The following is a 22,904-nucleotide window of genomic DNA, read 5'->3' on the forward strand; positions in this document are numbered from 1 at the left end:
GGGGGGGCCCCCCCCCCCCCTCCCTCCCCCCCCCCCCCCCCCCCCCCCCCCCCCCCCCCCCCCCCCCCCCCCCCCCCCCCCCCCCCCCCCCCCCCCCTGGGCCAGCGCATCCCCTTGGTCCTGCGGATCTCGCGTCTGTGACCGCAATTGTCGGTGTACCAATGAATGCGGTTCTGACACGAAAATACGGTGCACTTGTGCGGGTCAGGCAACCACGATGGGGTCGAAGCGGACAGTCGGCCCGAGGCTGTTGGCTTCCTCGACCATGCGGCGCATGACGCGAGCGGGGTGGCGTTTGGTGAAGTAGTCGGCGCCGAACTCGCGATAATTGGCGGTTCGGCCTCAAACCTGATGGCTCGGCGATGGGAGCCATGAGCCGAGAGGTTCTGCACGGTTCTGCGAGCGGCGGCGGGTGCGATTTCCGCCGCCGACTCTCCTCGCGGTGTTGTGCCGCACGGACGAGGAGGCGTACCGGGTCAAGGAGAAGTTGTCCCAGTGGCTGGAGGGCCGGGGCCCCACCCCCACCCACTGCGCACCCTCGCCCGCAAAACCCTCGCCACCACCTGCCTCCCACCATCCGGAGGCTCACCATGGGTGACCTTCTCGCCGAGCACACCACCCTGCGCCTCGGCGGCCCCGCCGACCGACTCCTGCCCCACACCAACTCCACCGTCCGGCCCGACCTCGTTGCGGAACTGCCCTCGCGCCCCAAGGCGTTGGGCACCGGCAGCGACGTCCTGGCACCCGACACCGGCCACCGGGGCACCGTCGTGGTCATGGCCACCCGCGGCATCACCACGATCCGCGGCCCCACGGCACCGTCGAGGTGACCGCACGGGCGGGTGAGCCTCCGGCCGACCTCTCGCCACGCCGTCGCCACGCCGTGTCCGAGCCGTTCACCGCGCCGACCTTGCGCAGGGTTTCGAGGTCATCGCTCATGCACCGCCGCAGAACGGCGTGGGGTGGCTGGTTCGGGGTCAACCGGTGGTGGGGGTTTCTCCGGTGAGTGCGGGGAGGTTGACGACGGTGTCGGTGTCGGTGTCGGTGTCGGTGTCGGGGGCGGGGGCGTGACGGTGACGGGTTTGCTGTGTTCGCTCCAGTCGATGGTGTTCTGCGTCCCACCGGTGCGCCTGGACGGAGTGCCGAATAGAATCGGCTTCCATGTCGAACCCTGACGAACTGCTCGTGGACATCTCCGCCATGGTGGAGTCCGAGCAAAGCAATCAGATGTCACTGACCGTGGTGGTCGGCGGAGCCGTCATCACCGGCCGCTTGGCCCCGGAAGCCGTGTGGCGGGAGCGCGTGTCCGAGGTCCTGAGAAACTCGGACCGCCTCGGCCCCTTCTCCGACGTCTTCGCGGTGGACCGGACGCCGGGCCGACCCGACCGCGGCACCGCGCCCACGCACCTGCACTTTCATCTTGCCCGGGTCCTGCAGGGCAGCCTCGGGATCCCCGAGACGGGTGGAATGTATCGCGTCGCGATCAAGGACATCGGCGCCTGGACCGTCGGTGATGTCAGCTATTCCGACCAGTGAGGCACGCCGTACCTGACCCGCTTCATCAGGGACAAGCAGCCGGCCGACGTCGACGCGGGTGAGTGCAGCGGCGACGCGGGATCGCCAGGCCACTTCGGATCTTGGCCGCGTGGCTTGGGTTTTGCTGTCTTGCTCGACCGTGTCTGGCCTGTGGCCTGTGGTTTTGCGGAATCTGGGACGGATGGTCGGTTCCGTTGGGAAACCCGTGGGCGGAGGGTGAGGTCGCCTCGAGGATGCTGATCTTGATGTGATGTGGCGATCGGTTGGCTGTGTGTTCGTGCGTAGGAGCCGTGCTTGGAGGTTGTTTGTGTCGTTCCTGACCTCTCGTCCTTTCGACGACCGTCTCGGCGGGTGAGGCTTGGAATGCACGGTCGGCGGGTCTTGGCGCGGTTGAAGCCGAACCGGTGTCGCGGGTGCGGCGGTTCCTGTGGTGCCTCTCGGGTTCCTGTCGGGTTTTCCTCGCGACTTTCGGGTGGGGGTGCTGATCGGGCGCCGGGCCTGACGATGGTGCTGTGCGGTGTTGCGCCGGGGCTGCTGGGTTGGGTGGTAGCGGATCCGGGGTGAGGGAGCCTGCCCGCCGAGCCGTCCGAGCTGTTCGATGACGCGCTCGCCAGGGCCGCCGGCCGGCGGTGGCGGCACCGCGCCGGCGTCCCACAGCAGCTCCCGCAGCACCCGCTCGCTCTCGGAGTTCCCATCGACGAGCGACAGCGGCGTCGCCTCGGACGACAGGGAGATGTCGGGGTTCGCGCCGGCCGCCGGCAGCAGCCGGACGCACTCGGTCTGAGCCGTCCTCAGGTCCTCGTCGAAGGTCAGGCACTGGAAGCAGACCCCGAGCGGGGTGTCGTCGCCGGAGTCCACGGCGCCGAGGTCGGCACCGGCGTCGATGAGGAGCCGTACGACGGCGGGGTCCGGGATGCTGCCCATCGTGAGGCTGTCCACGGCGACGTGCAGCGGCGTGGAGCCGGCGAAGACGTCGCCCCAGTCGGCGAACCACCGCCCGGCGGCGACCTCCCCGGTCGTCGCCGCCCTCGGGTCCGCGCCCGCTCCCAGCAATGCCGCGACGACCTCGGCGGACCTGGCCGCCGCCGCCAAGTGCAGCGGTGTGACCCCGGAACCGTCGAGCGGCCCGAGCGCGGCCCCGTCCCGCAGCGCCAAGTTCACCGCCGCCGAGTCGCCGGCCGCACAGGCCGCCGCACCCTTGCAAATGGTCGGCCCCTGGGGAGCTGAGGTGGCGCTGCCAATCGGTCGACCGGTGCCGGAGGTTCCACTCGGGGTCGATGGCGGCGAGCTGCTCCGCGCGTGCCGGGTGCGTTTCACCGTTGCCCTGGCGCCATTTGTGCAGCTGCCGCCCGATAGGGAGGCCCTCGATGGTTGCGTCGACCGGCGCGGCCGGGGGTCGCCGTGGAGTCGGGCGTATTCGCGGGCGTGGGTGAGGGCGTCCCGCCGGCCCTGTTCTTAGGCGTCCCAGACCATGCCCGGCGCGTCGAATTCGGCGATCCGGGTGCGGTTCCCCGGACCTCTTGGCTGTCTCCCTGTCCGGCTGTCCTTACGATTTTCGGGCTCGGCTCGGCCAAGTCCGTCGATATCGCGGTGTGGCGACGTTCGCGGACGTCGCGAAGGGCGATGCGTGTGGGGTAGGGCGGAAGTTCGTGGAGCCACTGCCGTTCGAGCGCGGCGTGCAGCACACGACGAGGATGTGACGCGCCTGTCGCCCCTCAAGCACGCCAACCTCGGCTGCCCGGGCCGCTACAGCTTCGCGGCATCACAACCGCGCGGCGGACTGCGGCCGCTGCGCGACGCGTGACGGTCCGACAGCGACGACGACGCATCATGACGCCTGATCGAGTGACTGCTGCTCGTGCGGCACTTTGGGCGGCCTGGCTTGCCGTGCATTCTCGTCGGCTGGATCACGACCTGGCGTGCACGAACGCGACAATTGCCGAGCCGCACGGGAACTTTGGAGCTCACCAGCGTGGTGCCCTCATCGCAGGGGCCATGATGGGATCATGCCGAATCACAATGTGAACCACGACTTGTCCGAAGAACTCCGCGCTGCCGAGCGGCGGCTGCAGTCTGCCCAGTTGGCTTCCGACGTCGGTGAACTGGCGGGGCTGATCGACGATGCCGTCTGGTTCAGCGGTCCGGACGGGAAGATCTACTCCAAGCAAGATGATCTCGATGCGCATGAGTCGGGGCACCAAGTGCTGCACCGTGTCCAAGAAGAGGAGTTGCGTGTGCTGGCCACCCCGACCGCCGGTGTCACCTGGTTCCTCGGCGTGTTGGAGGGAACTGTCGGCGGTCAGCCATTCGCTGCCCGCATGCGCTACACCCGGACGTGGATTCGCGATGAGCAAACAGGTTGGAAGGTCATCGCGGCGCACGCCACACTGCTCACGAACATCACTGACGATCAGCCGGGTGCAAGCGATGACTGACCAGGGCCTGTACGGAGTTGCAGTTATTCGGCGGGGGTGAAGGCTGCGGATCCAGATGATCGTGCCTCGGAGGTGGATCCTCTTGCCGGCATCGATGCCCTGACCTGCGGCGGGGAGACGTTGGCGGAGGTCTTGACGCGCTGAGTTGTGTGGTCGGCGTGCGGCAACGATGCCTCCCGCCACAGCCGACCGGCGACGAAGGCGGCAACTTCGTGGGGCGCCGGTCGAGCAGGCACCGGCGGACCACTCGTGGCGGGTAGGTTCGACCTGAGCCGGGCCGGCCACGGCGCGGCGGAGGGGAACGGCGGGATCGGCGAGGAACAACCCGCAACCACCACGCTCGAGGGCCCGCGCGCACCACGCGGGCGCGCCGAGAAACGCGAACCGCCCTCGCCCGAGGCTGCCATCCCCCGACGGAGCACCTCCGCCCGGGAGCACCGTTCTCGCCGGAGGGATGGGCGGGCCGACAGGAGCGAGCCGGGGGATGCCGGCGCTTGCGATACGCGTAACCATCAAGTTACGCTTTTCGGGTGGACGAGATAGTCGGAGCAATCGCCGACCCCGTACGCCGGGAGATCCTGGTGCTGCTGCGCGAGGCGCGCCTGTCGGCCGGCGAGATCAGCGACCGCTTCGCGATCAGCCGCCCGGCCGTCAGCCGCCACCTGCGCGTGTTGCGGGAAAGCGGCCTGGTCCGCGACGAACTCGTCGGACGGCACCGCTATTACGTCGTGCAGCCCGACCGCTTCGACGAACTCGCGGCCTGGCTCGCCCGGTTCGCCCGCCCGTCGGTCTGGGAAAGCCGCCTCGACGCGTTGGAGACCGAGGTTCACCGCACTCGCCGCGAGCGCCGCGCAGCCGCGGGAACTCCCGGCCGCGTCGCCGAACCACCCGCTTCCGCAGCCCCTACCGCGCATGGAAAGGCAGAGACCGCGTGACCGACATCCCCACCCCCACCGGCCGACTCCACCGGGTCGACAACGGCGTCGACCTGGTTCTCACCCGCACCTTCCGCGCCCCCGTCGAGGACGTCTGGGCCGCCATCACCGACCCCGACCGCACCGCACGCTGGTACGGCCGCTGGAAGGGTGAGGCCGCCCCCGGCCACACCATCAAGGTCCAGCCGGCCTTCGAGGACCAGGCCCCCTGGACCGACATGCGCATCGACGCGTGCGACGCCCCGACCCGGCTCGCACTCTCCGCATCCGACACGTTCGGCGACTGGCACATCGAACTGCTCCTGACCGCCGCCGCCGACGGCACCACCGAGCTGCGCTTCACACACCACCTGGCCACAACCGACGGCATCGGCGACATCGGCCCCGGCTGGGAGTACTACCTCGACATGCTCGCCGCCACCCACGCGAACACCCCCCTGCCCGCATTCGACGACTACCACCCCGCACAGAAGCCCTACTTCGACTCCCTGGCCGCCGATTCCTGATCATGTTGTCAAGCAGCGAGGGAGATGGGTGGTGTGGGCTGGTGGCACCGTCCGTCACGAAGCAGTGCCCACAGGACGTTGACACGACGGCGGGCGAGGGCGAGGGCGGCCCGGGTGTGTCGGCTTGCCCCCGGCCCGTTCGCGGTCGTAGAACCGGCGGGACTCCTCGCAACAGTGGATGCTGATCAGCACGGAGGTGCGGGCGCGGACCACGTCGAGTTCGTGGCGGCGTCCTGGTTGTTGCCGACCGGCTTGTGGCTGACACCGAAGTAGTACTGACACCGTCCCCGGTCGTCAGGTGCCAGTACTCGCCGTTGTCGTCACCGTTGACCGCACCGGGCGGCGCTGTCCATCGCCTCGCAGCCGGCGCGGAGGCGGTGAGGTAGCGCAGGCGGGCGGCGAGGCCGCGTTCGGTATCGACGGGCGAGGCGACGCCGTCGGCGTATAGGGGTTGCGTCACGTATCGGGCGGTGTCTCGCTGGTGTCAGGAGAGGACAAGGGGGGCCGGCACCGCGACGGGGGCCTCCTCGTCTCCCTCGGTCATTGCTTCGCGGCGATGTCGTGGTAGCGCCGCGCGACCTCGTGGAATGCCTCCTTGGGTCTGCGCTCACCGTCGCTGGTGATCGCTACGACACCGAAGCCGGCTTTGTCGAGGTCGAGGTCGGGGTCGTCGTGGTGAGGGAAGTCGGGCATGGCGTAGGTGAACACGAAGCAGCCGCGCACGCCCTCCGCGTCGTACTGGTCGATGAGTTCGCCGAGATAGCGGGCTTGAACGGCTTCGTCGCGAGGGTGGTCGCCGCGAATGCGCGGGGGTGTGGCGAACCAGTTGACGATCCAGAAGGAACCGGCTCCCCGCTGGTCGGCTCCGGTGAAGGCGCCGCACCCGAACTCGGTGATGACGACGGGCTTGTCGTGGTCGCGGACCAGGGCATGCAGGCGGTCCGGGTAGGTGGTGTGGTTGCGGGCGGAGCGGTAGAGGCTGACGCCGACCAGGTCGAACAGCGACCAGTCGACGTGCTCCCACCCGGCGGCGGCGTAGGTGCGCGGGCCGTCGAAGCGGCGCCGCGCGGTGGCCACGGCGGTGGTGAGCAGACTGTGCAGCCGCCTGTCGATTCTGCGCCGCAGCAGGCGACGGAATCGCAGGATGAGCTTCAGGCGCAGGAACGACCGGGGGCCGGGGACGATGCCGGGCACGGTGTGGGAGAACTCGCTGCCGACCAGGAGCGTTACTCGGTCCGGGTGTTGTCGGCGCAGTTCCTCGGCTGCCTCGGCGACGGTGTCCAGGTGCTCCAGCAGCTTCGGCTGCGGCAGTTCGGGAACGCTGGGGCGGATGTAGACATCCAGGCCGGTCTGGAGGGCGGTGCGGGCGGCGTCGATCAACCGGATCCCCTCCCCGAGGAGCATCACTGTGGTGCAGTGCAGGTCCCGGACGATGACCTCCATGTCCCGCCGCACGTCATCCGTGTTCGCCTCGCTCACCAGGTAGGAGATGCCGCGGTCGGTCAGCATGCGCAGGGCTCCTGTCGACGCGCACCAGCGGTGATGAGGCGAAGGGCGGCGGCCGCGCGGGCTCGCCGAAACCACGGCAGAGCGGCGGGAGAAGAGGGCACGGGCATGAGGATCCTTGGGGTCCGGGTCGACATCGGTCCGGTCGACGCTAGAGAGATCGTCGGCGGGCGGCATCCGTCTTTCGTCCAGGAACGCATGACTTCCGTCTACCTGATCGAGTCCACAAGGGGTCCGTAGTCGTAGCCCTCCGAGATCCGGCACTCCCGCACCGCCGACCACACCGCAGGCTGACGGCTGCCGACGCAGCGTCTCTTCACGTCGGCGCCGCCCCCGGCGAATACCCCTGGTCGGACACGGGGACGGGGTGGGGGCGTGCATGAGCCGCGGCAGGCGGGGCAGTTCGGGTACGCGGTGTCGCCTCCGCCCGCTTTCGAGAGCGCCGGAGCGCGGGAGTACGTGCGCTCGTTGCAGGCGTCGTTGCGCGGATCCGGGGCCAGAGGTGCGGGGCGAAGGTGGTCCTGGGCGTGCTGGTGATCGCCGGGCTGTTCATGGTCCTGGCTGGGAGCCGATGGCCGAGGAGTACCGGGCGATCGTCGTCGTCCTGGGCCCGTCCTCGCGTTCGGCGCGGTCGTGGCCGTCGTGGGTCGACCGTCGCGATGAACCGGTCCCGGCGGATGGCCGACGAGCAGCAGGACGTGCTGCGCAACCACCCGTGGCAGGTGTTGCCGTGCCGCATCTCGCCACCACCGAGGACATCACACCGCGGCAACGGCCGGCGCCTACCCGGCTCCGCCGGGATCAGCTCGCTCGCTTCGGCCACCGTGCGTTCGGCGAAGCCGCCCGTGCCGCCGGTGCCGGCCAGGACACGTCGTCCCAGCAATGGCGGGTCCACCCCGTCGCGGGCAGCGCTCACCCGTCCGGCGACCATGCCGCCGGGAATGAAAGGCAGCGCCGGGCGCTCGTGCCACCGGTCGGTGTCGGCCCGCATCTGCGCCTCGACGAACGTCACTCCGGCGACCGCGACATCGACCACTACGTGTCCCGCTCCGGCGACCGGATCCGGCGCTTCGCCGAGGACCCTCGCCCGCCGCCGCGTCAACGTCGTGTGGGATCAGGAATCGGTCGCTTCGGTCGCGTTGCTCGTCCCGACGGACTCGGTGCGGGTGGCCAGACGTGCTCCGATCCCGTCGAGAATGCCCTTGATGCCCTCGTCGAAGCGTTGTTGCAGGTTGACCGTCAGCGGCGGTTGGTCGCCGAACGCGTGGGCCAGGCGGGGGTAGGCGTCCGCGAACTCGGACGCCGGGATCTGGTGCCGCGTCTCGTTCCACCACTGTTCGTCCGTGAGGCCGGTGCGGCGGGTCAGTTCCACATCGTTGGCGTGGATCAGGGCCATGCCCTGAGTGAAGCCGGTGATGGTGAGCAGCAGGTTGGCCTGTTCGTGGATGGAGAGGCCGAGTCCATCGAAGGCGCTCAGGGCGCGTTCGCCGTCGGCCGCGGCGTTGTGGTTCCAGCGCATGCGCGAACCGACCATGGCGTACTGGAGGATCCACGGGTGACGCTGGTAGAGGCCCCAGTCACGGCGGGCGGTGTATTCCAGGCCGGCGCGCCAGCCGACCGGGAGCGTGCCGGGCTGCGGCTCTTCGCCCAGGGCCAGCGCGACCATGTGGTCGATGAGGTCGTCCCGGCCCGAGACGTGGCGATACAGCGACATGGTGCCCGCGCCGAGGTAGGCGGCCAGTCGACGCATGTGCAGCGCCTCCAGGCCCTCGGCATCGGCGAGGGCGATCGCGGCGCGCACGATGCGGTCCAGCGACAACTGGGTCCCGGGCTCGGCCGCGGCGTCGGCGACAGCTACGGCTCCGGCGGAGTCGGTACGGGCATCGGCACCGGCGCCGGCCGAGGTGTCGGGCATCCGCCCGTCCGAGGGCGGTCGGGGTGCGCCGGCAGGGTGGCGCTGCCGTGCCCGGTAGGCCTTGGCACGGCAGGACCGCGAGCAGTAGTCGCGGGGGCGCCCCCGCCCGCCGGTCGGGATCGCCGCGTGACACCAGGCGCACTGGGCCATGCTCGCCTCTCTCGGTTTCGACACGAAGACATGCGTGACGTAATTCCGGCGTGACGATATCTGCTCCGTGTCGAAATGCGCAAGCACCAGCATCGATAATGCGTTGATGTCACAAGTGGTCGTGCGTATTGTGTACGCAACCGTCGTGTGTGTCGCAGCAAGGGGATCTCATGTCAACGCCTGACCAGCCCGGAGAGACCGTGTCCAAAGCCGGCACGCGGGAGTGGATCGGTCTCGCCGTCCTGGTCCTGCCCTGCATGCTCGTGTCGATGGACATGTCGGTTCTGTTCATGGCGCTGCCCTTCCTCAGCTCAGACCTCGAGCCCAGCAGCAGTGAACTGCTGTGGATCATGGACGCCTACGGATTCCTGCTCGCAGGTCTGCTCATCACCATGGGCACCGTCGGTGACCGCATCGGCCGCCGACGCCTGTTGCTCATGGGTGCGGTCGGGTTCGGCTCCGCGTCGATCCTCGCGGCATACGCGACCAGTCCGGCCGCACTGATCGCGGCCCGCGCGCTGCTCGGGGTCGCGGGTGCCACCCTCGCACCGTCCACGCTGTCACTGATCCGCAACATGTTCCACGACCCCGGCCAGCGCAGCGCCGCGATCGGCATCTGGACCGCCGGTTTCGCCGGCGGCGGAGTGCTCGGCCCGATCCTCGGTGGTGTGCTCCTCGAACACTTCTGGTGGGGCTCGGTGTTCCTGGTCAACGTGCCGGTCATGCTGCTGCTCTTGGCGCTGGGCCCGGTGCTGCTGCCGGAGTTCCGCGATCCGCGGCCCGGCCGGTTCGACGTCCCCGGGGCGGTGTTGTCGCTCGTCGCGGTCGTCGGTGTCGTCTACGGGATCAAGAAGATCGCCGAGAACGGCTTCTCGTGGACGTATGTCTCGGTCAGTGTGGTCGGGGCGGCCGTGGGGGCGGCCTTCCTGCACCGCCAGCGGGTCATCGAGCATCCGATGCTCGACGTCACGCTGTTCAGGTCGCGGGTGTTCAGCGTCTCGCTCGGCACCAACTGGCTCATGATGCTCGGGCTCGTCGGATTCGGGCTGTTCTCCTCGCAGTTCCTGCAACTCGTCCTCGGCATGGGCCCGTTGGAATCGGCGCTGTGGTCGCTGCCCGCGTTCCTGGTGATGCCGGTGGGTGTCGCACTCGGTACCGTGCTCGCGCCGAGAATCGGCAAACCCAACGTGATCGTGCTCGGATTGACCATCTCGGGCGTCGGATACCTGATCCTGTCCCGGATCCAGGCCGATGCGAGCGTCTGGCACCTGCTGGTCCCCAACGCGGTCACCGCGTTCGGCATCGGTGCGGTGTTCGCTCTGGTCACCGATCTCATCCTGGCGGCGGCACCACCCGAGCGCGCCGGTTCCGCTTCGGCGCTCTCCGAGACCGCGGCCGAGTTCGGCGGCGCGCTGGGCATCGCCGTGTTGGGGAGCATCGGTACGGCGATCTACCGCGGTCACCTCCAGGACAACGCGCCCCGGGCGCTTTCGCCGGAGCAGGTCCACGCCGCCCAGGACACCCTGGGTGGAGCGGTGGAGACTGCGGCCGTCGTCCCACCGGAGACCGGGCGGCAGTTGCTCGACGCCGCGTTCGAGGCGTTCGCCCGCGAGATGCGGGTGATCGCGTTCGTGGCCGCGGGTCTCATGGCGCTGACCGCCGTCCTGGTCGGAACGCTGCTGCGGGGCACTCGCGGGAACGAAGCCGTCCGAGCAGAACCGGCCCCCGAACCGTCAGCCGTGTCGTCACCGGCGGGCTGACCCCCGGCAACGAGCGACCCGCGGGACTCGCCCGGCCGCGACCGGCCGGGCACCCCGCAGCGCTCGCGACGTTGTGGGCAGCCCGACCGGGTTCTCCGCGTCAGGCACAGGAACGCACCGACCCGCGCGAGCACAGCCGGACGCCGGGCCACCGTCGGGGTGTTCCCGTACCTGACCCACAAGACATCCTGGTTTGCGGTGATCGAACTCCGACGAGACGAACGGGACGGTCGTCAAACATCGGTGAGCCCGGTCAAGGTCCGATGAGACTGAACCTCCCGTCGGCTGGAGGCGGCATCGGAACGTGAGACCCGCCGCGAATCCAACGAGGTCACCTGAGCCAACGACAACGTTGTGTGAGACGGGACTTCGGGAGACACCGGCCGCATCCGACCCCCCCGGTTCGGTCTCTCACAAACGGTCGGATGAGACACAGCGGGCGACACCGCGAAACGTGCCCGAATCGCCCCGGGTTCCGGTCGCACAATTACTCGCACAACCTCGCGCGTGTGCGAGACGGTTCTGCGTCGCTGAAAGGCATGGAATGGACCCCGGCACGGTGTCAGCTTTCGAGGTCGGTGCGCTGGTGGCTGGAGACGCCTGCACGTGGTATCCGGGGGCGGGTAGCAGCCGCCGTACAGCCGTTAACGCCCGAGGTTGATCGTGGCTCCGTGGGGTGATCGCGGTTCGATGAAGTCCCTTGTTCGCGTGCCTGTTTGATCATCTGCCTCCGTCGACTTCGGAAGCATTCCGAATCGATCGGTCATGCGGTCATCGGGCGGCGACGGTCTCGGTGTCCTGTGCCTCGTCCGATGCAGCCGCAGGGGTGGCATGCTTCGGGCCGCGGACGGCGATGTACACGAGCAGTACGCCCATGACGGCGACGCCTGCCCACATGGACTGCTGCCATCCGTCGACGAAGGACTGTCGTGCGGCGTGGATCAGGTCCGCCTCGTGGGGGCCGGCGCTGCCCGAGGCCTCGAGCGCGTTGGCGATGCCTTCCCGTGCGGTGTCCGCGGTCTCCTGGGGGATGCCGTCCAGCCTGTCGTCGATGGCGTTGCGGTAGCCGGCCGACAGGAGCGCGCCGAGCATGGCGACGCCGAGTGCGGTGCCGAATTCGCGGGTGACGTCGTTGAGCGCGGAGGCGACGCCTTGGTTCTCGCTCGGCAGCGAGCGGGTGATCGCCTCGGTGGAGGGCACCATGGACAGGCCCATGCCGATGCCCATGACCACAATGCCGGGCAGGATCGACAGGTAGCCGCCGTCGACGGAGGCGAACAGGGCCATGAGCGCCAGGCCGGCGCCGGTCAGCGCGATCCCCGCGGCCATGGTCGGGCGGGCGCCGATCCGCGCGGCGAGCCTGGGCGCCAGGTTGGAGGACAGGATCATCGCGATGGCCAGGGGCATCAGCGCCGCCGCGGACAGCAGCCCCGACCAGCCGAGCACGGCCTGGAGGAACGGGAAGAGGACCACTTGGGTACCCGCCTGGACACCGAAGACCACTACCAGCGTGATCGAGCCGCCGGACAGGCCGCGGTCACGGAACAGCCGTACGTCCAGCAACGCGGCGTCGCGGCGGTGCAGTTCCCAGGCCACGAAACCGGCCGCGGCGACGAGACCGACGGCGAGGCCGATCAGCGTCGCCGGTGCGGTCCAGCCGCGCTCGGGGCCCTCCTGCAGGACGAAGACCAGGCCGGCAACGGCGACGACGGAAACCAGTCCGCCTATGGTGTCGAAGGCGTGGGCGGAGCGCTCACGGGAGTTGGGAACCGACTTCAGCGTCATGCCCAGGGCCACGACGACCAGGGATACCGGCAGGACGAACAGCCAACGCCAGTCGGCGACGTCGACGAGAAGGGCGGACAGGAACATGCCCAGGACGCCGCCGCCTCCGGCGACGCCGGTCCACACGCCGATCGCCTTTCCACGCTGCTCCTCGGGGAAGGTGGAGGTGATGACGGCCAGGGTGATGGGCATGATCATTCCCGCACCCACACCGCTCGCGGCGCGCGCGGCCAGCATCACCTCGGCAGTCGGGGCCACGGCCGCCGCAATGCTCCCGACGCCGAAGACGGCCAGCCCCGCGACCAGCATGGGCTTGCGGCCCAAGCGGTCACCGATCGCGCCGAGCGGAAGCAGCAGCGCGGCCAGGGTGAGGGTGTAGATGTTGACGATCCACAGGACCGTGCTCTGCGAGGTGTCGAAGTCGACGGCCATCTCCGTCTGGGCGACGATCAGTCCGGACACGGACGCGATGACGGCCATCAGCGCCATCGACACGGCGATCAGGATCGCGCGCAGCTGACGCGCATGCGGCGCACCACCGCTGCTGCCGTCAGCGGGTACCGCCTGTACAGGGCTCGTACTCATGAGGATTCCTCTCAAAAGGGCATACGGAGTCAGCGCCAGAGCAGAACCGTTCACCGAGTGAATGGGGAGGGTTCCGACCGCCCCGCGCAGCGCTTGGCGGGGTGGCACGGTGAGCCGGTGCGGGGCCACGTCAGGTGGAGGCGCCCTGTGCCGCGGCGAGGGCCCCGTCGGTGTCGGCGGCAGCCATCGGGGCGTTCGATGTGGGAGACCGCCCCGCGCCCCACGGCGAAGGCTTCGGCTGGGGCGGTCAGGTCTGTGACGTTGCAGGCCGGCCGCACGCCCAGGTCCTCTCTTCGGGTCGCTTGCTCTCGGGGAGTTGAGCGGAACAGCGACCCGATTCCTGACAGGAACTGCGAGTGGCATGAGTCACAGAGCGGCAGGAGCGCAGCCCGACTGTGCTCGTGACGGAGGCCGAGCTGAACGAGGTGGGCTGGTGCCGATCGCCGTCGACATCAACGTCATGCTCGCCAAGCGAAATATGTCGGTGGGTGAACTCGCCGACCGCATCGGCATCACACCCGCCGACGTTGCAGTGCTCAAGGACGGTCGCGCCACGACTGTCCGTTTCACCACCCTCGCCGCACCGTGAGGATCAAGGGCCGGCAGACGCATGGTCCTTGCCGTGCGGGTGCGACGGTTCGCGTGCGACCGGACGTGCTGTTCGCTGAGCGGTCGACCCCGCTTCGCTGCTGTGTTGCAGGGGCCGCACCGCCCCTGCCCGCAGCCGCACCGTGCTGACCCGGCGGAGCTTGTGCGCCGCCGCGGTCATTCCCGGGAGGTGCTCCTGCTCGCCCTGTGACCCACGCCACACGCAGTTCCTGTCAGGAATCGGGGCGCTGTCCCGCTCAACTCACGAAGAGCAAGCGAACTGACAGGAGCGAGACATGAAGCACCGCATCGTCGTCTTGGGCGCCGGCTACGCGGGGGCCTACGTCGCCGGGAACCTGGCGCGCCGGCTGTCCCCGGCGGAGGTCGAGGTCACCGTGGTCAACGCCGTGCCGGACTTCGTCCAGCGACTGCGGCTGCACCAGCTCGCCGCCGGCCGGCAGATCGACGCCCCGAAACTCGCCGACGTCTTCGCGGGCACCGCGATACGGCTGCGCCTGGCCAGGATCACCGCCGTCGACCCGGAGCGCCGGGTCGTCACGGTGGCCGACGCGAACGGCGGCGGCGAACTCGGCTACGACACACTCCTGTACGCGCTCGGCAGCCACGGCGACAACGGCGCCGTCCCCGGCGCGGCCGAGCACGCCTTCGACATCGCCGCCCGGCCCTCGGCGCTGCGCCTGCGCGAGCGCCTGGACAGTCTGGGTGGGCGGGGCGAAGGCGGGAATGCCTTGGTGGTCGGCGACGGGTTGACCGGCATCGAGACCGCCACCGAGATCGCCGAGTCCCGGCCCGGGCTGTCGGTGACACTGATCGCCCGCGGCGAGCTCGGTGCCCGGCTGTCCGCCGGGGCCCGCGGCCACCTGCGCCGGGCCTGCGACCGGCTGGGCGTCACCGTCCTGGAGCACACCAGCGTGGAAGCTGTCGAGGCGGCGCGGGTGTTGTGCGCGGACGGCAGCGTCCTGGCGTCGGATGCGACCGTCTGGACGGCCGGGTTCGCGGTCGACCCCCTTGCCGCCGCCGGCGGGCTGGAGGTCACCGACCAGGGTCGGATCGTCGTCGACCGCAGCATGAGGTCGGTGTCGCACCCGAACGTCTACGCCGTCGGCGACAGCGCCTACGCCATCGGCGACAACGGCAAGCCTCTGCCGATGTCCTGCGCGACGGCCGGCTACACCGGCATGCAGGCCATGAACGCGATAGTGGGAGGCCTGACCGGCCGCAAGGTCGCGAACGTCAAGCTGGTCTACGCGTTCAACCACATCAGCCTCGGACGACGCGACGGGCTCTGGCAGACGGTCGACGATCAAGCCCAGCCGAAGCCCAAGTATGTGAGCGGCCGCAAAGCCGCTCGAATCAAGTCGGGCATTCTCAAGCTGTCGCTGTGGACCACCTCGCACCCGACCTTCTGCCTGCCCACGCGCAAGCACCGCCTGGCCACCGCACCGAACACAGCCACCGACCGGGTGGCCGCCGACAAGCCCGGCCGCGCCGCCGCCTAGGGTCGTCCCCGTGGACAACAGCACCGCCGTCGACCGCTTCGACACCAACCGGTTCGAGGCCGGCCGCAACCGGCTGGCCTCGCTGGCGTACCGCATGCTGGGCTCCGCCGCCGACGCCGAAGACGCCGTGCAGGACGCGTTCCTGCACTGGCAGGCCGCCGACCGGCAGCAGATCAAGGCGCCGGAAGCTTGGCTGACCAAGGTCGTCACCAACCTGTGCCTGGACAAGCTCCGCTCCGCGCACACCCGCCGCGAACGCACCGCCGGCGCCTGGCTGCCCGAACCACTCCTGGCAGGCGACCCGATGCTCGGCCCGGCCGACACCTTCGAGCAGCGCGAATCGGTCTCCCTCGCGATGCTGACCCTCATGGAACGCCTGACACCGCTGGAGCGGGCCGTCTACCTCCTGCGCGAGGCGTTCTCCTACCACCACGCCGAGATCGCAGACATCCTCGACATCACCGACTCCGCCAGCCAGCAGCACCTCCACCGGGCCCGGCACCGCATCACCGCCGAGCGCCGCCGCAGCGGCGGCGAAGTCGACCCGGCGTCCGCCCGCCGGATCGTCGAGGAATTCCTCGCCGCCGCGTCCTCGGGCCGTACCGAACGGCTGGTGGCGCTGCTCACCGACGACGCCATCGCCGTCTCCGACTCCAACCTCGCGGGCCTGGCCGAGAAGCTGCTGCGCTACGACACCCCGCAGCGCATCGCCGCCATCGCCCGGGCCGGCTTCAAACCCGCACCCGCGAAACGCCGACTCGCCGGCGGCCCGCCCGCCGCCCACTACGCGGTCGTCAACGGCGCCCCCGCCATCCTTTTCGTGCTCGCCGACCGGGTCGTCGGCTCCGTCACGTTCGACATCGCCGACGGCAGGATCGCCACCGTGCGCGGCATCGCCGCCCCCACCCGCCTCGCCCGCCTCACCCAAGCCTGGCGTCTGCAGGAACCGGACACGCCGCTCATCACCCGGTGGTGATCCGACGCCGACCGCGACCAACCACGTCACCTGGGCCGCGGGCGGCATGGGCACGCTGCTGGTTCAGCTCGCACACGCTGCCGGAGCACGGTCGTCGGCGTGGCGCGAGGCGAACGCAAGCCGGCACTGGTGCGGTGGCCCTCGACGGCCGGTCCGTGGACGTGCTCCTGGACGGCGTCGGGGGCGAACTCGGCACGTGGGCCTTCGCGTTGGTGGCCGACGGTGGGCGCGTATCCGCCCACGGCGCGGCCGGCGGTGGGTTCGCCGAGGTGGGCGAGGCCGACGCACGGACGCGGGGCATCGTCGTGCGGGGCATCGCCGATGTGCAGTTCGACGCGCCGGAGATCGTGCGGCTGACGACCAGGGCGCTCGAGGAGGCGACGGCCGGGCGGCTGCGCCCGGTGATCGCGCGCGAGTTCCCGCCGTCCGAGGCCGTCCACGCTCATCGCGCCATGGAGGCCCGCGCGATCGCGGGCAAGGCCCTGCTCATCCCATAGCCTCGCGGAGCAGGCACCACCTCGCGGCGTCCCGCCCCCACGCGGCGAGCAGGGCCAGGACGAGCAGCCGTGCGGCCACGCGTGCCCCATGCGCGACGGTGTCGGGTTTGAGGGGGTCCAGACGCTCTGAGCCCGGGCGTCGGTCGGGCCGGGCCGGCGACGGGGCGGGCGACCGATCCGGGGAGTTCAGCACCGGCGCGCCACCCCCTACGAAGCCGGGACAGCTGTCATCCGCGCGTAGGCGAGATACAGCCCGACCGAACTTGCGAGAGCGGTCCGAACGTGCGGGGACCTGATGTGGTTGAGCGCCGAGGTCCGCCGGACCGATAGCGGCGATGCCCTGCTGATCGGCGTCATTGGGACCACGAATGCCTCCGCGTGCTGCTGATCGACCATCCGACGGCCACAGGACGATCACCTCCCCACGACTCGACACCCGCCGGCCCCGTCACGTCGCCGAAGCGGTCCGAGGACGCCTGGGCACTCCGGCTTCGGCACGGACCGTCGACCACGTCGTTCCGTTCACGGCTCCGTTGCCCATCGAGATAGCCCCCGTGGGTCGGCCGCCACAGGACAAGCCGGTGCCCGCGGTCCGTCCTGTAGTTTCCACAGGTTGGCGTAGATGCCGCCGAGGGCCAGGAGTTCGTCGTGTGTTCCGTGTTCGGCCACGATGCCGCCGGGGCTCATGACGTAGATGCGGTCGGCGCCTCTGACCGTGGAGAGTCGATGTGCGATGACGACCATGGTGCGGTCGGTTCCGAATGCCTGCAGGGCGTGCTGGATGGCGGCTTCGGTCTCGTTGTCGACGGCGGAGGTGGCCTCGTCGAGGATGACGATCGGGGGGTTGCGCAGGATGGTGCGGGCCAGTGCGATGCGCTGTTTCTGTCCGCCGGACAGCGCGGCCGGCGCTCGCCCACCATGGTGTCGTAACCGGCGGGCAGATCGGTGATGAACGAGTTTGCGCCGGCGGTGCGGGCGGCGGCGACGAGTTGTTCGTCGGTGGCGTCGGACGTGCCGTAGCGGATGTTGTCGGCGATCGTGCTGTCGAACAGGAAGGGCTCCTGGGTGACGTACCCGATGGCCCGGCGCAAGTCGGGCAGGCCGAGGCCGCGTACGTCGGCGCCGTCGAGGAGCACTCGGCCTTCGTTCGGGTGTCGGAAGCGCATGAGGAGTTTGGCGACGGTGGTGCCGACGATGCCGGTGGTCCGGCCGGGGGCGATGGACAGGGAGGTGTCTCGGAGTGTGGCGGGTCGTCCGGGATAGGCGAAGGTCACCTCCCGTAGTTCGATCTTCCCCACCACCCGTTGCGCGGGGAGTGGGCGGCCTTCGATGCCGGATTCGACGTCCACGGAACGCCTCGGACGCTTCGCAGACGCTTCGCCCCGTGGCGCGCCGACGACACGGACGAGTCCGTCGACGGCTCTGGTGGGACGCGGAGTATTCGGGGGGAGTCGCTCATCACCGAGGTCGACGGCGTCCACGCCGGACACGCCGAACACGCCCCACCCGACGGAGTTCCCGCACGCTGGAGATCGGTACCGGCAGCGGCTACAACACCGCGTTGCCGTGCCGGCTCGTCGGGGCCGGGAACGTGAGCACGGTCGACCACACCGGTCACCTGGTCGACACCGCCCGCGAACGCTGAAGGCCGCCGGGTTCACCCCCGACGTCGTCTTGGCCGACGGCGCCCACGGATGGGAGCCGAACGCCCCGTACGACCACTGATCGCGACCGCCTCGGTTCTGCGCGTCCCCGATGTGGGGGTCGAAACAGTACGCGCGCGGTGCGGTGTTGATGGTTCCGCTCAAGGGCACTCTCGCGGGCGGGTCGACCGCCTGGTTGAAGAAAATCCCCGACGGCACCGTCCCGACCTCGGCGTCGGCGGCGGGCGCGCCCGGCCCCCGAGCCCCAAGGTGAACGCTGCGGCCGAGGCGCGCCGCCTGCGCGCTGCCGAAACTGTACGCCCCCGACCCGGACAGCACGCCCGCCGCAGTCGCGGCCGACCTCGAAATCTCCGAGCGCCTGCCGGCCGCCGCCGGCCGTGTCGCCCCCACCCGAGGCCAGGCGAAGAAGCGACGCGACGACGTCCGCACCCGGCTCACCGACCACCCGGGCGCCACTGCGTCCGACGTCACGGCGCACTTCGACATGGGCCGGAGCAGCGCGGCGAAAATCCTCGCCGCCCTCCGCAAAGAGTCCATGGGGGCGTGACGCCCGCCCCATTGCCCGGCCAAGCACTTTCGGGCCGACCCGCGTTGTCGACGCGCTGTCGCTGCGGCCGGCCTCACCATGGGCGGCGTCGCGCTGCGTGCAGGCCATCTTCACGACACGATGAAGGTGGAGGACGTCATGACCATCGCCCTCACCGGCGGCGAAACCACGCTCCTTATCTGGTCGCCGTGATTTGTATTGCCATCGTGTTGGTTGTGGACCTCGTTCAACTCCTCTCGGATGTCGACTGGGGGTGCGTTGGCTTCGTCCTGCTGGTCTTCGTTCCAGGCTTCGGCCTTGCGTGCCTCGCTGTATGGCTTGTGGGCGGTTTCGAGTAGCGACAGCCGCGCCTGAGCTCCCCGCCGGCGTCGCTGACGCGCCGACCGCGAGGGCCGGGCCGTCGGCTACTGGCGCACCGTTCCGATCGTGGTCGCCACGCTGCCCGCGCTGCTCGCCGCCGGCCCGGCCGCGCCCATCTGGCACCGCCTGGGCCACTCCGTCCTTGAACCGCCCGCCGTCGCGCTCGACGACTCCGACGGCCGGCGCCTGAACCCCGCGCCGGTCCCACGTCCCCTCGTCCGAGGGCGAGTTCACGAAGCCAGGAATCCGCGCGTCGTCGTTCGGCCGGGCGCGTGGGGCGGCGACGGGCCGCGCGGAGGCGTTCCCGCCGGTCGGGGCGCGATGTGCACCCGGTTCGGCGCGCTGCCTGTACGGATCGAGCACGACGGGGTGTCGACGCGCTTTCGAGATCATTCGTGGACGCGAAGGGCGGTGTCGGCCCCTTCGTGGTGATCGGCGCGTTCCCGGCGCTGGTTGACGCGGGACCGCTCCGGTCGGTGGTTGTGGCGGTGCGCCGGGCCGTACGGGTTGGTGGCTGTCCGGGCGGCTCGGTGGGAGGCACACATGAGGTGGGGATGTCCAGTCCCTCGTTCGCGGGACAGGGCTTTCGGCCAAGCCCCACCAGGGGTGCCCTCCCGTGTCGGGTCGTGCACCTGGAGTGATCGGGTGGTGGGCGGCAGGCCCGAGGCGAGCGTTCCGGCCATTCGACGACCGGACCGTTTGGTCGGGGCGTGGACTCCATAGGTATCCGGTGCAACGTCCGTCATCAAGGGGAGGTTTGGGCATGGCCGACTGGAGACGATCACCGGCAGTCTCACGGCAATCTCGGTAGGCTCGCGCACGATCGTGTGGGGCCTGGACGTGGCCGGCAGCATCTACCGGTTCACCAACGACGACAACAACCCCTGGGTGAAGATCCCCGGTGTCCTCAGCGACATCGGCGCCGCGGCCGACGGCACGGTATGGGGCGTCAACGCCGGGAACGAGATCTTCCGCTACATCGGCGACCGGGAGACCGCGAACCACTGGGTCAAGATCCCCGGCAGTCTCGTGCGCATCTCCGCTGGGTCACGGACCATCGTGTGGGGCCTGGACTCCGCCGGCTCCATCTACCGGTACACCAACGACGACAAGAACCCCTGGGTGAAGATCCCCGGCGTCCTCAGCGACATCGGCGTCGCCGCCGACGGCACCGTGTGGGGAGTCAACAAGGGCAACGAGATCTTCCGCTACATCGGCGACCAGGACGCCTCGACGAACCACTGGGTCAAGATCACCGGAAGCCTGGTCCGGATCTCCGCCGGCTCCCGCAGCAACGTGTGGGGCCTGGACTCCGCCGGCAGCGTCTACCGCTTCACCAACCACGACGCCAACCCCTGGGTAAAGATCCCCGGAACCCTCAGCGACATCGGCGCCGGCATCGACGGCAACGTCTGGGGAGTCAACTCCGGCAACGCGATCTTCCGCTACACCGGAGACCAACTCGGCTAGGGGGTTGAACACGAACGTTCGCCGGGTTTGGTGACACGCTACGCCGCGAACGCGCCAAAGTCCGCGGCGAACGCCGGCGCTGGGGCCGCCCACGACCCAAAGCCGCCCGACCAGACCCGGCGAACTCTCGTGGTCAACGCACTAGTCACGGAAACGGGGGGCAAAGGTCCCCGAAAGGGTGGCCACTTCCCGACGGAACCGGCTCGGGCTGCTTGCCACGACGCTCGGCGGACCGATGGCTGTCCTGTCGGGCAGCGCGTGCGGAAGCCGGTCCGGGGTACGCCGGACGCGGCCGCCGCAGGCGGTGTCGGTCCGCGGTAACACGCCGAGCCGGTCGAGGGTGTCGGCCAGGTCCCGAACCGTGACCGGCACACGTACCCCCTCGGGGCAGGGAGGCGGCGAACCGGGCGGCCCATCGGCCTCCACGGCCACCGGGTCCTCCTCGTCATCGAGGTCTTCCTCGTCGCACCACCGCAGGTCGTTGTCGAGCGTCATCGACCGGCTCTCCAAGAGCCCGGGCAGGAGCCCAACGACGGTATCGAGGTCGCCTTCGAGGCCCTCCACGGTCGCAGTGGACACGACCATCTGAAGCCACATCACCTGGCGGGGCAGTACCCGCTCCCACCCGTTCCGGCGCGTGGTCGACCCCGCGAGCATCGACCGGCGGACGGCTGGGACATCCCGACGGCCCGGGCGGGAAGCGGGGGCGGGGCGCCGAATGCCACAGGTTGCGAACACGGACGTCGCCGCCTGGGCGTCAGGGCCGCGATCACCTTCGAGAAGGGTGGTTTCATCTTGGCGTCGTTTCGGTGTGGTGGAGTGCGTGCGCGGGGAATCCGTTCCTGCGTGCACCGACGACGACCGCGAGAGTCGGTAGCAAAAGCGCGAGGGCGCTCCAGCCGAGGTAGCTTGCTCCGGGTCCGCCGAGCAGGAGTCCACCGAGGACGCCGCTGCCGGCGATGCCGGTGTTCCAGCCGGTCACGAGCAGGGATTGGGCCACGTCCCCGGCCGCACCGGCTGCTTCGGCGACAGCGGTCTGAAGCAGAGTCGCCGTGCCGCCGAACGCGAGCCCCCACACGGCGGTGCCGACGAAGACCGGTACGGGGGAGCCGGTGAAGACTCCCAGGAGCAGAGCCGCCGTGGCGAAGAGGGCGCAACTGGTGATCATGAGGATGCGCAGGTGCCGGTCGATGAGTGCGCCGGTGATCCAGATACTCGCCAACGACAGCAGCCCGAAGGTCAGGAGGACGGCGTCGACCCGGTCCGCCATGCCGAGCGAGTCGAGGAAAGGTGCGATGTACGTGTAGAGGGTGTTGTGCGCGAGCACGAAGGTCAACGTCACGAGGAGTATGGGAGCGACACCGGGGATGCGCAGAGTTCGGGCGAGCGGGGGCCGGGACTCCTTGGGCCGTCCCGGGAAGTTGGGCACGGTGGCGATGATCCAGACGATCAGCGCCAGGGTGGCTGCGGTCGTGAGTCCGAAGGCGTAACGCCAGCCGACGGCTTTCGCGAGGAATGTGGCGGCGGGTACACCGACCGAGAGTGCGACGGGAGTGCCTGCCATCGCGATTGCCATGGCCCTGCCGCGTTGTTGCGGGGCGACCATGCGACGGGCGTACCCGGCGAGCAGGGCCCAGAGCAGTCCCGCGACGACACCTCCGATGAACCGGGACACAAGCGTGAGGGGGAAGTTGTGCGAGAGGGCCGTGATCGTGTTGGTCACGGCGAATCCCGAGATCGCGGACAGCAGCAGGTGTCGGCGTGGCCATCCGATGGTCGCTCGCGTCAGGGGGAGAGCCGACAGCAGCGCCCCCAGGGCGAAGGCCGTGACCGTCTGACCGGCTGCCGACTCGCTCACCCCCAGATCGTGGCTCATCGCGGGCAGTACTCCGGCGGGCATCGTCTCGGTCAGGAGGGTGATCAGTCCTGCGGTGCCCAGTGCCAGCAGCCCCGCGAGGGGAAACCGTGGGCCAGGGGTGGCAATCGACGTGGTGCGATCCGTTCTTGGCATGGCCATACGATCAACGGATGACATTAATGTCAGGGTCAAATCGATGACTTGCACCGTTAGAGGCAATACCAGTGACTTTGGTGGGGTTCGGTCGTTGGGTGGGTTGTGCCAAGGCCTGGGCAGGTGAAGTCGTCGACGGGAGAGCGGTTCTCGGATCG

General features: G+C 69.8%; 17 protein-coding genes and 4 pseudogenes. 12 read left to right on the plus strand and 9 right to left on the minus strand.

Going from position 1 to position 22,904, the window contains the following annotated elements; all coding sequences use genetic code 11:
- Nucleotides 1–590: 590 nt before the first annotated feature.
- Together ACZ4FV_RS47255 and ACZ4FV_RS47260 are read left to right on the plus strand one after the other, a co-directional pair.
- Nucleotides 591–830 carry a hypothetical protein gene (locus ACZ4FV_RS47255; RefSeq protein ID WP_465327256.1) on the plus strand — a complete coding sequence of 80 codons (240 nt, stop codon included), beginning with the start codon at nucleotides 591–593 and terminating at the stop codon, nucleotides 828–830.
- Between the two features lie 331 nt (nucleotides 831–1,161).
- Nucleotides 1,162–1,536 (plus strand): hypothetical protein, encoded by a 375-nt coding sequence (locus ACZ4FV_RS47260; protein WP_395870884.1) that lies wholly within the window; start codon nucleotides 1,162–1,164, stop codon nucleotides 1,534–1,536.
- An 864-nt stretch (nucleotides 1,537–2,400) separates the two neighbouring features.
- Here the strand turns inward: ACZ4FV_RS47260 and ACZ4FV_RS47265 are convergent.
- Nucleotides 2,401–2,853: pseudogene (locus ACZ4FV_RS47265) on the minus strand (ankyrin repeat domain-containing protein); the annotation flags it as partial.
- Between the two features lie 689 nt (nucleotides 2,854–3,542).
- Here ACZ4FV_RS47265 and ACZ4FV_RS47270 point away from each other — a divergent pair.
- The 3 genes from ACZ4FV_RS47270 to ACZ4FV_RS47280 all read left to right on the plus strand — a co-directional run bounded on the left by ACZ4FV_RS47270 (nucleotide 3,543) and on the right by ACZ4FV_RS47280 (nucleotide 5,412).
- Entirely contained in the window at nucleotides 3,543–3,971 is a 429-nt protein-coding gene (locus ACZ4FV_RS47270; RefSeq protein WP_395870886.1) for a nuclear transport factor 2 family protein, read from the plus strand.
- 530 nt (nucleotides 3,972–4,501) lie between these two features.
- A complete protein-coding gene (locus ACZ4FV_RS47275) occupies nucleotides 4,502–4,906 on the plus strand; it encodes a metalloregulator ArsR/SmtB family transcription factor (protein ID WP_465327259.1) in 405 nt (134 codons plus the stop codon).
- Complete coding sequence (locus ACZ4FV_RS47280; RefSeq protein ID WP_465327262.1) at nucleotides 4,903–5,412, plus strand: SRPBCC family protein; 510 nt, start codon at nucleotides 4,903–4,905, stop codon at nucleotides 5,410–5,412. The genes ACZ4FV_RS47275 and ACZ4FV_RS47280 overlap by 4 nt, the downstream gene beginning before the upstream one ends.
- Before the next feature lie 8 nt (nucleotides 5,413–5,420).
- On the opposite strand, the pseudogene ACZ4FV_RS47285 reads toward ACZ4FV_RS47280, so the two are convergent.
- The 4 genes and pseudogenes from ACZ4FV_RS47285 to ACZ4FV_RS47300 form a co-directional block, all read right to left on the minus strand.
- Nucleotides 5,421–5,574, minus strand: a pseudogene (locus ACZ4FV_RS47285) (IS110 family transposase); the annotation flags it as partial.
- 378 nt (nucleotides 5,575–5,952) lie between these two features.
- Complete coding sequence (locus ACZ4FV_RS47290) at nucleotides 5,953–6,921, minus strand: hypothetical protein (RefSeq protein ID WP_465327264.1); 969 nt, start codon at nucleotides 6,919–6,921, stop codon at nucleotides 5,953–5,955.
- A gap of 313 nt (nucleotides 6,922–7,234) precedes the next feature.
- Nucleotides 7,235–8,020: an alcohol dehydrogenase catalytic domain-containing protein gene (locus ACZ4FV_RS47295; RefSeq protein ID WP_465327266.1), complete on the minus strand. Its 786-nt coding sequence runs from the start codon at nucleotides 8,018–8,020 to the stop codon at nucleotides 7,235–7,237.
- A 12-nt stretch (nucleotides 8,021–8,032) separates the two neighbouring features.
- The gene (locus ACZ4FV_RS47300; protein WP_465327268.1) at nucleotides 8,033–8,833 is read right to left on the minus strand and encodes a TetR/AcrR family transcriptional regulator; all 801 of its coding nucleotides are present in this window, start codon (nucleotides 8,831–8,833) and stop codon (nucleotides 8,033–8,035) included.
- 320 nt (nucleotides 8,834–9,153) lie between these two features.
- Between ACZ4FV_RS47300 and ACZ4FV_RS47305 the strand changes: the two genes are divergently transcribed.
- Entirely contained in the window at nucleotides 9,154–10,743 is a 1,590-nt protein-coding gene (locus tag ACZ4FV_RS47305; protein WP_395870897.1) for an MFS transporter, read from the plus strand.
- Between the two features lie 771 nt (nucleotides 10,744–11,514).
- Here ACZ4FV_RS47305 and ACZ4FV_RS47310 read toward each other — a convergent pair.
- Entirely contained in the window at nucleotides 11,515–13,113 is a 1,599-nt protein-coding gene (locus ACZ4FV_RS47310; RefSeq protein ID WP_465327271.1) for an MFS transporter, read from the minus strand.
- A gap of 433 nt (nucleotides 13,114–13,546) precedes the next feature.
- Between ACZ4FV_RS47310 and ACZ4FV_RS47315 the strand changes: the two are divergent.
- From ACZ4FV_RS47315 to ACZ4FV_RS47330, 4 genes and pseudogenes are all read left to right on the plus strand, one after another.
- Nucleotides 13,547–13,696: pseudogene (locus ACZ4FV_RS47315) on the plus strand (helix-turn-helix domain-containing protein); the annotation flags it as partial.
- Between the two features lie 301 nt (nucleotides 13,697–13,997).
- Nucleotides 13,998–15,221, plus strand: a complete 1,224-nt coding sequence (locus ACZ4FV_RS47320; protein ID WP_402238727.1) for an NAD(P)/FAD-dependent oxidoreductase — start codon at nucleotides 13,998–14,000, stop codon at nucleotides 15,219–15,221.
- Nucleotides 15,222–15,231: 10 nt separating this feature from the next.
- On the plus strand, nucleotides 15,232–16,197 hold the full coding sequence (locus ACZ4FV_RS47325) for a sigma-70 family RNA polymerase sigma factor (protein WP_395870903.1): 966 nt from the start codon (nucleotides 15,232–15,234) through the stop codon (nucleotides 16,195–16,197).
- Nucleotides 16,198–16,331: 134 nt separating this feature from the next.
- Complete coding sequence (locus ACZ4FV_RS47330) at nucleotides 16,332–16,694, plus strand: zinc-binding dehydrogenase (protein WP_395870904.1); 363 nt, start codon at nucleotides 16,332–16,334, stop codon at nucleotides 16,692–16,694.
- A gap of 522 nt (nucleotides 16,695–17,216) precedes the next feature.
- Here the strand turns inward: ACZ4FV_RS47330 and ACZ4FV_RS47335 are convergent.
- Nucleotides 17,217–18,043, minus strand: a pseudogene (locus tag ACZ4FV_RS47335) (ABC transporter ATP-binding protein); the annotation flags it as partial.
- 35 nt (nucleotides 18,044–18,078) lie between these two features.
- On the opposite strand from ACZ4FV_RS47335, the gene ACZ4FV_RS47340 reads away from it, so the two are divergent.
- On the plus strand, nucleotides 18,079–18,339 hold the full coding sequence (locus tag ACZ4FV_RS47340) for a hypothetical protein (RefSeq protein WP_465327274.1): 261 nt from the start codon (nucleotides 18,079–18,081) through the stop codon (nucleotides 18,337–18,339).
- A gap of 1,751 nt (nucleotides 18,340–20,090) precedes the next feature.
- A complete protein-coding gene (locus ACZ4FV_RS47345) occupies nucleotides 20,091–20,735 on the plus strand; it encodes a tectonin domain-containing protein (protein ID WP_465327276.1) in 645 nt (214 codons plus the stop codon).
- Nucleotides 20,736–20,876: 141 nt separating this feature from the next.
- On the opposite strand, the gene ACZ4FV_RS47350 is transcribed toward ACZ4FV_RS47345, so the two are convergent.
- Together ACZ4FV_RS47350 and ACZ4FV_RS47355 are read right to left on the minus strand one after the other, a co-directional pair.
- Entirely contained in the window at nucleotides 20,877–21,392 is a 516-nt protein-coding gene (locus ACZ4FV_RS47350) for a DUF6042 family protein (RefSeq protein WP_465327278.1), read from the minus strand.
- Nucleotides 21,393–21,525: 133 nt separating this feature from the next.
- The gene (locus tag ACZ4FV_RS47355) at nucleotides 21,526–22,752 is read right to left on the minus strand and encodes an MFS transporter (RefSeq protein WP_395870929.1); all 1,227 of its coding nucleotides are present in this window, start codon (nucleotides 22,750–22,752) and stop codon (nucleotides 21,526–21,528) included.
- Nucleotides 22,753–22,904 lie beyond the last annotated feature (152 nt).

This window comes from Embleya sp. NPDC025285, assembly GCF_055558835.1.